The following is a 10,029-nucleotide window of genomic DNA, read 5'->3' on the forward strand; positions in this document are numbered from 1 at the left end:
TTCTATAATGAACAACCATATTGTGAATTAATCAGTGCAGAATTTTATGAACTTGATTATTCATCATATGATGTTCATCATGATTCGAAATATAATGAATGTCATGAGAAAAATCATGATAGATATTATGATAAATATCAAGATAAATATCAAGATAAACATTATGATGAATATCCTGAGAAAGAATTTGACAAATTACGTGAAAAAATTGTTCTTGATCTTACTTTGAAAGTATTACAAACTCAACAAGTACAAATCGGATAAAATAAAAAAGTAATATTTTTAAAGTAAATCAATTATTTTTCACATTTCATTAATTAAAAAAAGAAAAATCCTAAAAAATCCCTTCAGATCTTTATTCTAAAGGGATTTTTTGTCCACATAATCTGTATTATCAATAATTTTTATGTATTTACTCCAAAATACTCTGGATGTTCTACTTTCATAGATAAAATGTTACCACACTCAGTACAAATATCAGCAACCATTCTTGAAAATTGATTAAAAAGGTTATTCGTACTAATAAGTTTTAAACATTCTTGGGCATTTAATAAATCTTCCTCTATTTCTCTAGAACCACAATTAGGACATTTCTTATTCATTTTCTATTCCTTCTTCCTAAAATTTAGTTCATATAAAATAAAATTATCAGTAATAACCCAAAAAGCTCAGAATTCCCATATAACTCTAAACTTTACCTTTGTATTCATTTTTCTATATTTTTTAGAAGTAGCAAGAGATAATTAAACAAATTTTAAAAAATCATTTCCAAAACTCATACCATTTCCTATCTTTACTTGCTGCAATCATCTTCTTAACTTCCTGAACTTCCCTTATTGTTTGTATAAGCATTTCATCGCTTCTTTGATTCTTCGCTACGTCTTCGCTAGTATTCACCGCTATAAGCCTTTGGGATTCCTGTATCGTTTGTATAGCGCTCAATAACTCTGATTCTCTTTGTGCAAATCGCTGATCTTGTTCAACTAAACGTTTGTTTAATTCTTGTAGTAATTCATTTTGCTTTTCAATGATTTCATTTTGATCTTGAAGCATCATCTGTAGCGTTGTAGCGTTGAAATCTGGTTCTTCATAGCGCTCAATTTCATGTCGCTCTAATGGCAATACCTCAACGCCTTGATTCCATGATACTATTTGTTTTGTAGCGTTTTCTAATGTCATGTCTGTATCATTCTTTAGGTTGATAACCTTACGAAACACCATTACATCACTTTCTGTATATTTCCTATGGCCACGTTCATTTTTTATAAAAGTATAACCCTCTTTTTCTAGTACATCAGCATACTTACGTAATGTACTAGATTGAATACCTAATTGCTCTGCCACGTCGCCGGGACTATATAGCGTCTTCATAGCGTCTCACCTCAAAAATATATTCGCTATAGCGATGATATACCCTTTTTCCTAATAATTCACGTATTACTTTTTTCAAACCATTAATCTCCATAATCTTTACATAAGCAATTTGTATAATTCCTATTACAGATCAAATTTTAAAATTAAATACTCATCCCATCCCAATACCCACATCAAAATCTTTTTTATTTATACAAGATTTTATGCAAAAAAAGAATAGCAAGGATCCCTAGAATCCCTGCTACATCAACCATGTATAAAATCATGCATATTAATTTTACTAGAAAAGAAAAAAGAACCCTATAAAAACAAGGATTCTATCAAAATCTTTGCTACCGATAATAGGACGTTATGTTAACTGTATTTGTATAATATATTCATTCAATTCGCCTAAATTGTTGAAGACAATCTTCATAGCATGCTTTAGTAGGAATAATATATGTCGTTACCATATATTTCATAAGATTAGGAGCGAACCAATGAATAATTATTATCCTTATAATGGATCGTATATACCTCAAATACCTCAACAGGTGCCAAAAACCTTATATAGAGAAACGGCTAATAGACCTTTTAACGTTGGTAGGCGTTTTGATTTAGATGTTGCAGAAGCGACTCAACAGAATCTTGAGAATGGCTTTATCCGTTATTTATGGGCACCAACTCAAGTTAACATACAACCCAATGAAATTATAGATTTTCGATTGAATGGAAGAGCAAATCAACAGGTTATCAGTGCAGGATACGCCACTGATCCATTGGAAGACATATATCTAGTACAAATGTACCCTCGACATACCAATGTTATGACCGTTTTACTTCGTTCCAGTACATTATCTTCTTCACCATCAAGAATTCATATGTGGTTAATAGTAAAACAAAATTAGTACTTTTAAAGGATTTGTCGTTTTGTACTTTTGCTTTCAATAATTATGTGAACACGAAACCCCAGCTAAACAATCTGGAGGACTTTTTTATGTAGAACGGGTGGTTTTAGGTTTCCCTCTAGACAAATGAAAACCTAAAACCACCCAATCATAATAGATAAATTACTCATAATCTATAATTTGAATGACTATGTAAAACTCTTAAAACACCTTATAAAACTTTAATTTACACTTAGATTAATATATGAATTAAAGGGAGAGAAAAAATTATGAAATGTATAAACTGTTTTCCAGCATCTCACTGTGTTTATTTTGGAAATAGACCGATTTGCTACTATAAAAAACAATGTATCATAGAACCTTGCCCAATTAAACCAGAAATTCCGATACAAATACTCGATCCAGGACAAGGAGGAATAGGACCGGTAGTAAGACCCTCGAATTCTCCTGCAATCATGTCATATTCATATGGACCAAGTTGTTTTGCCCATTGCCTGCAAATAACAGGAGATAATTTCTACGCCTGTCAAAATATATATAGACCCATTTACCAGTAATTTCGCAACATAATAATTTGGTGGTCTTTCACAATAAAAAAGAAAGTAGCTAAGCTACTTTCTTTTTTATTTGTATTTGTTTAGGTTTCCCCCTGTTTTTGGGTTGATGGTTGGCTGGGGTGAGCGAAGCGAGGGGTTAGCCCCTTTTAGTGTCTTAAAAATATAAAGTAAATATCTATTCATGAACAGTTGAACTAGGCGGTTCGGCGGGTATAATAGCTAGTCCAAGTCGAGCAACTCAATATTCCGTTTTTGGTCTGTTCGGCTGGGCAACATTCCACCCCCCGCCGAAAAAATTTCTGCAAGGATGAAGCAAAGCGAAAAAGGTGGAGATTTTCTGAAGCAAAACGAAAGAAAATACGACCTGTTCCTTTCGGAACTTTTAGCCTTATATATAAGAGTAAGAAGAGCAAAATGAAGAAAGTCAGTAATATCAAGGGTTTATAAGACATAAAGTGTTAATTTTTTTAACACCTAAAAAGTGTAAAAATACACATAAAAAAAGATGTCAATATAAAATTGACATCTAAAATAAATAAATTGGTAGTTTATGTTTTTTCTTTCTGAAACTTTTTTACGCAACAAATATTAGATTGTCAAAATCGATAGGCCACACGATATTGATTATATATTCGTTACTATGGGTTCTTCATGTTGATTGTATATTCGTCACTGTCGTCGGTCGTTCCCCTCTTAAACCCTACTACTCTACAAGGTGTACATTTCTCCATCCAGCACTTATTGAAACGCTGATCAGGGACAGTGGTATCGTATGGACCACCCCAAGAACCTTCTTTGTCCTCAACATAGTACCAGAACGTTAGGTTTTTGGTATCCCCGCTCTTAACCATCGCTTTCCTACCAGGCTCCACATTCCACCATCCAGTCTTATTCCATCCACAACTACAATTAGGATCAGGTAAGCTGATAGCAACGCTTATGGAGTATTGGGTACTGTTTTGAAAAAAAATAGCCATCACCTTCACTCCTTTGTTTAAAAAATTTATATACGTATTATATAAAAACTCTAACAAAGAGTACCGCCATGTTGGAACCCAAAACGGTAAACGTTTTGGAATTCCAAGAGGGTCTTAGTGTAGTGAATCTGTTAACTCCTTAATTCTCCCTACGGTCCGCTTACCGTTGAACAGACACTTCATAGAATTTTTAAATGGTTATATTCTAATATAATGAAATCGAACCCATTTTAATTCAGACAACTATCTCATTAATTTAAAATTCATAAAATATTAAGATTACCACTTTATTAATTATTTTAATCTATGTTTAATTCTTAAATATGTTATTTCAAAACAATATATATTTTTAAAAGAAAGGACAAAAGATTATGACAATAAAAGACGATAATAATTATCGACGAACAGACAGACAATTAACGCCGCCAACTCAAGAGGGACAATGGTTTTATCTTCCGCAACACTATTTTAAAGACGGAAACTATTGGGATTGGCGTCCTGAACAATACGTTTGGATCATCAAATAAAATTAAATGCCATTAAAGAGTTTTTTCTTGTTTTTGGTTGTGAGTGCTGGCTCGTCGTGTGGGGGCGAAACCCCACATAGCGTTAATTCTATATAGAAAAAGAAGAATATTTTGAACGGAAGAACTAGCGGTTCGGCTGGTATAATTGCTGATCCAAGTCGAGCAAATTAACCCTGTTTTTGGTCTGTTCGGCTTGGCAAAAGCTAAAAACCAGCCGAAAAAAATTCCGCAAAGACAGAAAAAAAAAAGAAAAGGCGATAGCCTTTAGGTGAGGATTAACGAACCGACTTTTCTTTTTCTGAAGGTGGAGATTTTTGAGCGTTATTTGCTCAAAAATACTACCTGTTCCTTGCGGAACTTTTAGCCCTATATATAAGAGTGAGAAGAGCAAAATAAAAAAAACCAGTAATATCAAGGCTTTATAAGGTATAGGGTGTTGCAAAAAAGCAACACCTGTGTTGCAAAAAAGCAACACCTAAAAAATGGGAAAACACACAAAAAAAAAGATGTCAATAACATCTTTTTTCTCATTCCTAAAATAAATAAACTGGTAATTTATGTTTTTTACCATCTTCAGCAATAAAGTTTTTAAGAGACTTCTTAAAAATTCTTTGTGTAGCTTTGTCTACTCCATCTTTTGGAGAACAACACATAATATTAGGATTTATAAACCATGTACGACTCGTACAAATACGTCCATCTTCTGTTGTCATTCCAGATTCAGCAACCGCCAATACTCCTTTTTCCATTAAAGAATTCATCATCATTGAAACCCTTGAACGATCTCTCTTTAATTCTTTTGCTAAATAACTAGGAGTAGCATTATCTGAATCAAATTCATTTTCTTCATTTGCTCGTTCTACGAGAATATTCGTTTTAAATTCTACATAAGGTACTAAATCCATTAAAAAAGCCTTTTCAGCATTTGTAAGATAGTTTATTTTTGCTAAGTAATTATAATTATCCGTAATCATTTGCACAAACTTCACCCTATCCGTAGGCTTTTTCTTTTTACCAATGAAATATTCTTCCCCACCAGTCGCCTTACTTAACAACTGCAAAAGCATTGACTTCTCTTCTTCTGAATAACCACCGGCTTGCAACTGGTCATAAATACTATCAATCTTACGATCTCTTATTTTCGCTTTTTTTTCAGCTTGTCCAAAATCTACAACTTTTGTCATAAAATAATTCTCTCCCTTAGTGGAAGGAATCAACTTTTATATGTTAGAATGTATATAGAATATATAAATGGTTGATTCCAACCTTAGTACGAAAAACCGTCTCGCCGACCAAAGCTAGAGCGGTTTTTCTCGTTTATACGTCTTTCTCTATAATAACATGAAACACCTTGTTAAAGCTTTCCATCTCTTGCAAAAACACAACGTTCAATCCTCTTTTTCTTCTTCAAACTCATACAACTCAATACTTTCATCATTATCACTCTTATCTTTCCCTATCAAAATCTCGATGTCTGCTTATTTCTTTCTTATGTTCACGTTCAAATTGATTATCTATTCCCTTGCTATCCAATTCATTTTTAATAATCCCTCTAAATACCTTAAATTTCTCTTTAAAAGCTTTTTTCGTCTGTTGATACAAAACTCTTACATTCTCCTTTAAATCCTTTATATGAGCTTTTAATGAGCCTATTTCAGTATGTAACTTTCTATTTTCCTCTTTCAACTCTAAATTGATCTTTTGAGATTCTTTTAAAGAATCATACAAGCTATCAACTTGACGATTCAATTCCCTATTTTCTTTTACCAAATCGGTATTCTGCAAACGCTCATAATCTTTTTTTACAGTAACTGCTGCAGTTATCAATTCTTCTACTTTTTCGAGTTGCTTTGGTGAAAAAACATAATTACCTGTTTCTTTTTCAATGATTTCAGGTTTACCAATTAATTTTGACTTTACCTCCGTCTTGATCTCTTTCTTTTTGGGCTTTAACGTAATCTTGCTATCCGGCAATCTCTTACTTATCTCCGTAATTTGATTCTCTATGTTAGAAACAGCTTCAGCATATTCCTTGTATTGTCGGACTTTCATATATTTATGTGAACCCACATTGGCACGTTCAAAATTTGGAATTTGTTCTTTAGCTAAAGATTCAATATAAGCCGTTTCTAATTGTCTCCAATTCGCAATTAGATCCGTTCCTTTTCCTTGTACACCTTGTTGTTGCAAGGCTCTATCCATTCCGACACGCCTCGTTAATCCTCGACTACTTTCGAAATTCGGTACATAGTTAATATGTAAATGCGGATTTGCTTCATCATCATGTAAAACCATGTTATAGACTGCTAGATTTGGATTTCTCCCTTGAAACGCCTCTGCATACTGTTTTAACGCTTCTTTTTTAGCCTCCCTATACTTTGGGTCATCTTTACCCTCTCCAACCGCTACAACCAATTCTCGTTGCTCATGTGTCTTTGTATCTTTTTTTATCTTGTCATAATAATCCTTAATTTTGCGATCATTACGTTTTTGTTTCTCGTTATACTTATTTACTGCTTCTTGAAAGACATCCTTGTATACACTTCGGATGTCCTTTTGAACAAAGTAGATATTCTCTTCTAACCTGGATGGATCTATGCCAGGATTCCCATGAATGTTTTCTCTGTTATTATGGCTTAATGAACTTTGGTGAGATTGATTAAATGAGATAGAAAACAACATAAAGTGCCACCACTCCCTCTAGATCAATTGATACAATTAGTCTAGCAAGGCGACGAAATTGTGTCAATTGACGTAACCCTATACGTATTTTGACGCTGACGCATCAAAATCAATAGGGGTCTGCGACGCTTTTCGGCTTCGCCGATCCATGCCAAGCATGGAAAAGATCTCGGACTTTGTCCGAACCTACAAGGGGAAACCTTCCCCTTGACCCCATCAATCGAACTCCCCAACCCCTCAATCCTTGAGGGGATCCCTCGCCGGTTGGCAGGAACAAACAATAGTTTGTTCAATGCCAAGAGGGTCTGGGTTTCGTTCAGTTGGTCAAGTCAAATACTCCCTTCGTTTCACTAGGTCCGTTTTGATTGACCAACATAATATTCTCTATTTCTAATCATGTCTTGTATTTACACTATAACATTGAACATCTTTACTCTATAAAAATATCGAAAAACTCAAAAGAGCAATAATTCCTGAAACCGACGCAACCCCTACAACAATCAATGTTTTTTGAATGATGTATTTTTTCTTATCTCGCTTTTCTCTTTCTACATTCACATCTTTATTTTCCATGAAAGCAACAATTTCAGCGTATGTTTTTATATTTTCACGTTTCTTGATTATGTCAATTTTTATAGCAGCTGTCATAGCAATTACCCAAAAAACAAATGGAATAATTAAACCTACATTACCAAAATATTTAATTGCTAATCCTATTGATCCTACAGCTAAAATCAAGAATATAGCCATTACCTGTCCTAACTTATTAAATTTAACTTGCTGAAGATTATTTTTCATCATTTCCATGTCCCCTTTAACTAAATCATCTAAAGAAACATCGAAAAGAACACTTAGAAGCAATAAATTATGAATATCAGGATAGCTTCTTTCATTTTCCCAATTTGAAATGGTTTGACGAGAAACATAAATTTTTTCAGCTAAATCTTCTTGAGAAAACCCTTCCCTATCTCGATATTTTTTAATTTGTTTACTAAGATTCATTTCGCTCGCTCCTTCTACATCCAAAATAGTTCAAGGTAATGATTTATAAGTAGCAAATATCTTTATAAAAGCTAATTTTAATATGTCAAAAGGCTTTATACATCGTTTAAACGCCTTATTTATCAACGATTTTTAAGATCTTAATCCTCAACAAAATAAACTTAAATGTATATTATCCACTTTTATGAAATCATTAATTTAAAATATATAAACCCTTACTAAACTATCATCTATATTCAATTGATACAATATTATAAAAAAATAAAAAAGAATCCCATAAACATAGGACTCCTTTTTATTCTATTCAAAAGTAAACTTTTGAATAGAATTTTTCTTATTAGCAACGGCCAAGACTATATTGTAAATGCTCATTGCATTATACGTTGAATTTAAAAAAGTGATAATATGTAAAACTTTTTAATAAATGTTTTACTAATTTCTTAGCATATGAAATTCGCATCTTGTTGGTGCTAACCCATATAGAACATAAATAAGTTAAATAAAAAGCCTAGTAAAAACTAGGCTTTTTATCTGAAAAAAATACCATTTTTCACCTTAATACACTTTTAATTTCACGATATTTTATACAATTAATAATAAAAAGTTCCAATGTAAAACTTTGAATTTAATTTAACATTCAAATCACTTTAAATGTTGACTTTTCTTCATGAAATTAATAAAGAAGAAAAAAATAATGTCCTAGATGTATTTCATATTTAAAATACAATAAAATAGTTAAATCAAATAATTCTAAATTTAACCTTTTATAAAGTAATTTCATACAATAAAATCATGAATGCAAATATATTTTCTCTCCGAAAAACAACTCAAAGAATAAATAAAAAAGATATTCGTAATAAATATCTTTTTTATTTATTCTTTATATGATTATTTTCTGATATAACGATTTTTATGTAATTAACTAAACTTATAAACTCATATTATTTCTTTCAAACAAAAATAAATATATTAATCTTATAAAAAAAGGAAGAACAACATATAAACATCTATTTAATTCAAAAAAGGGATTTACTAGTAAATCCCCTTTTTCTTTCAAAGAAGATCAAGTTATGAGTGCAAAACAAGTGTCCAAAGCTTGTTCCACACTATAAATATATGCTTTCAATTCAAAATGGTTCAAAAAATTTTATTTAGTACTATCTATTTTTAAAGATAAAAAAGTCTAACAATATTTTAACGAAAATATATACTAAACAAAATTCAATAAGAAAAATATAAATTTTATTACTTTAATCTATTTTCTATTTCAAAATGAGAAAAATCACTATTATACGAGCCTTCACATAAATAAATACATTCCCATAGCATATTAAAGTAATATCAAAACACTCAAACATAAACCAAGAGGAGGCTTTTTAACTTGAGTGAAAAAGAATATAGTAAAAATAAGAATTGTAAAGTTAAATCAGAATCACGAATTCCACTGACTGATACTGAAGCAACACCCGTTCTTACAACCAATCCTAGAGTTAAAATTCCAGTTGTATTAACAGAAAGAACACTTCAAATTGTTGTAGAAGCGGAAATTCCACTTTCTCCACCAGCAGTGGAAATTAAAAGAGTGTTAAAAGATGTATTTTTAACACAATGTAAACTAGTACCTGTTGAATATGAACCAATTAATGAAACAGGATTTTTCCAAGTAACAAGAGCAAAATTGTTTGTAGAAGGTTATATTCGTAAAAATATTGAATACGCTGCTAAATACTGCAATGGCGTGCTTCATGATCGTATTGCAAAGGTTCGATTCTCTGGTTTTGCTGATATAACTGAAGATGAATTCCTTTCCTTACCAATTATAGCTTTTTCTTCGGAAAACAAAGCACGTTTTATTAATCCAAAAAACAATGATGTTCCTCGTCTAGACAAATACTTCTTTGGAAATAATGTTTTCTATAATGAACAACCATATTGTGAATTAATCAGTGCAGAATTTTATGAACTTGATTATTCATCATATGATGTTCATCATGATTCGAAATATAATGAATGTCATGAGAAA

Annotated in this window: 8 protein-coding genes and 1 pseudogene; 3 read left to right on the forward strand and 6 right to left on the reverse strand. The window is 31.6% G+C overall.

Going from position 1 to position 10,029, the window contains the following annotated elements; translation table 11 throughout:
* Positions 1-264 (forward strand): annotated as a pseudogene (locus tag ACTFSL_RS30785) (CsxC family protein); the annotation flags it as partial.
* A 140-nt stretch (positions 265-404) separates the two neighbouring features.
* On the opposite strand, the gene ACTFSL_RS30790 reads toward ACTFSL_RS30785, so the two are convergent.
* On the reverse strand, positions 405-602 hold the full coding sequence (locus ACTFSL_RS30790) for a hypothetical protein (protein ID WP_088338725.1): 198 nt from the start codon (positions 600-602) through the stop codon (positions 405-407).
* Positions 603-762: 160 nt separating this feature from the next.
* The gene (locus tag ACTFSL_RS30795; RefSeq protein ID WP_061885382.1) at positions 763-1,371 is read right to left on the reverse strand and encodes a DUF3967 domain-containing protein; all 609 of its coding nucleotides are present in this window, start codon (positions 1,369-1,371) and stop codon (positions 763-765) included.
* Positions 1,372-1,853: 482 nt separating this feature from the next.
* On the opposite strand from ACTFSL_RS30795, the gene ACTFSL_RS30800 reads away from it, so the two are divergent.
* The gene (locus ACTFSL_RS30800) at positions 1,854-2,261 is read left to right on the forward strand and encodes a hypothetical protein (protein WP_088338724.1); all 408 of its coding nucleotides are present in this window, start codon (positions 1,854-1,856) and stop codon (positions 2,259-2,261) included.
* A gap of 1,195 nt (positions 2,262-3,456) precedes the next feature.
* Here ACTFSL_RS30800 and ACTFSL_RS30805 read toward each other — a convergent pair.
* The 4 genes from ACTFSL_RS30805 to ACTFSL_RS30820 form a co-directional block, all read right to left on the reverse strand.
* Positions 3,457-3,795 carry a DUF1036 domain-containing protein gene (locus ACTFSL_RS30805; protein WP_088338723.1) on the reverse strand — a complete coding sequence of 113 codons (339 nt, stop codon included), beginning with the start codon at positions 3,793-3,795 and terminating at the stop codon, positions 3,457-3,459.
* Between the two features lie 1,060 nt (positions 3,796-4,855).
* On the reverse strand, positions 4,856-5,506 hold the full coding sequence (locus ACTFSL_RS30810) for a MarR family transcriptional regulator (RefSeq protein ID WP_088338722.1): 651 nt from the start codon (positions 5,504-5,506) through the stop codon (positions 4,856-4,858).
* A gap of 262 nt (positions 5,507-5,768) precedes the next feature.
* Entirely contained in the window at positions 5,769-7,004 is a 1,236-nt protein-coding gene (locus tag ACTFSL_RS30815; RefSeq protein WP_088338721.1) for a plasmid recombination protein, read from the reverse strand.
* A gap of 435 nt (positions 7,005-7,439) precedes the next feature.
* Complete coding sequence (locus ACTFSL_RS30820) at positions 7,440-8,006, reverse strand: helix-turn-helix transcriptional regulator (protein WP_088338720.1); 567 nt, start codon at positions 8,004-8,006, stop codon at positions 7,440-7,442.
* 1,381 nt (positions 8,007-9,387) lie between these two features.
* Here ACTFSL_RS30820 and ACTFSL_RS30825 point away from each other — a divergent pair.
* Positions 9,388-10,029: CsxC family protein (locus ACTFSL_RS30825; protein ID WP_440042938.1), on the forward strand; the 642-nt coding region annotated here is incomplete at its 3' end.

Source organism: Bacillus cereus group sp. MYBK108-1, from assembly GCF_051917185.1.
GTDB classification, from domain to species: domain Bacteria; phylum Bacillota; class Bacilli; order Bacillales; family Bacillaceae_G; genus Bacillus_A; species Bacillus_A cereus.

Coding starts and splice junctions, on each gene's coding strand:
- ACTFSL_RS30790 (WP_088338725.1), bottom strand. CDS start 602: ATGAATAAGAAATGTCCTAATTGTGGTTCTAGAGAAATAGAGGAAGAT.
- ACTFSL_RS30805 (WP_088338723.1), bottom strand. CDS start 3,795: ATGGCTATTTTTTTTCAAAACAGTACCCAATACTCCATAAGCGTTGCT.
- ACTFSL_RS30810 (WP_088338722.1), bottom strand. CDS start 5,506: ATGACAAAAGTTGTAGATTTTGGACAAGCTGAAAAAAAAGCGAAAATA.
- ACTFSL_RS30795 (WP_061885382.1), bottom strand. CDS start 1,371: ATGAAGACGCTATATAGTCCCGGCGACGTGGCAGAGCAATTAGGTATT.
- ACTFSL_RS30820 (WP_088338720.1), bottom strand. CDS start 8,006: ATGAATCTTAGTAAACAAATTAAAAAATATCGAGATAGGGAAGGGTTT.
- ACTFSL_RS30815 (WP_088338721.1), bottom strand. CDS start 7,004: ATGTTGTTTTCTATCTCATTTAATCAATCTCACCAAAGTTCATTAAGC.
- ACTFSL_RS30800 (WP_088338724.1), top strand. CDS start 1,854: ATGAATAATTATTATCCTTATAATGGATCGTATATACCTCAAATACCT.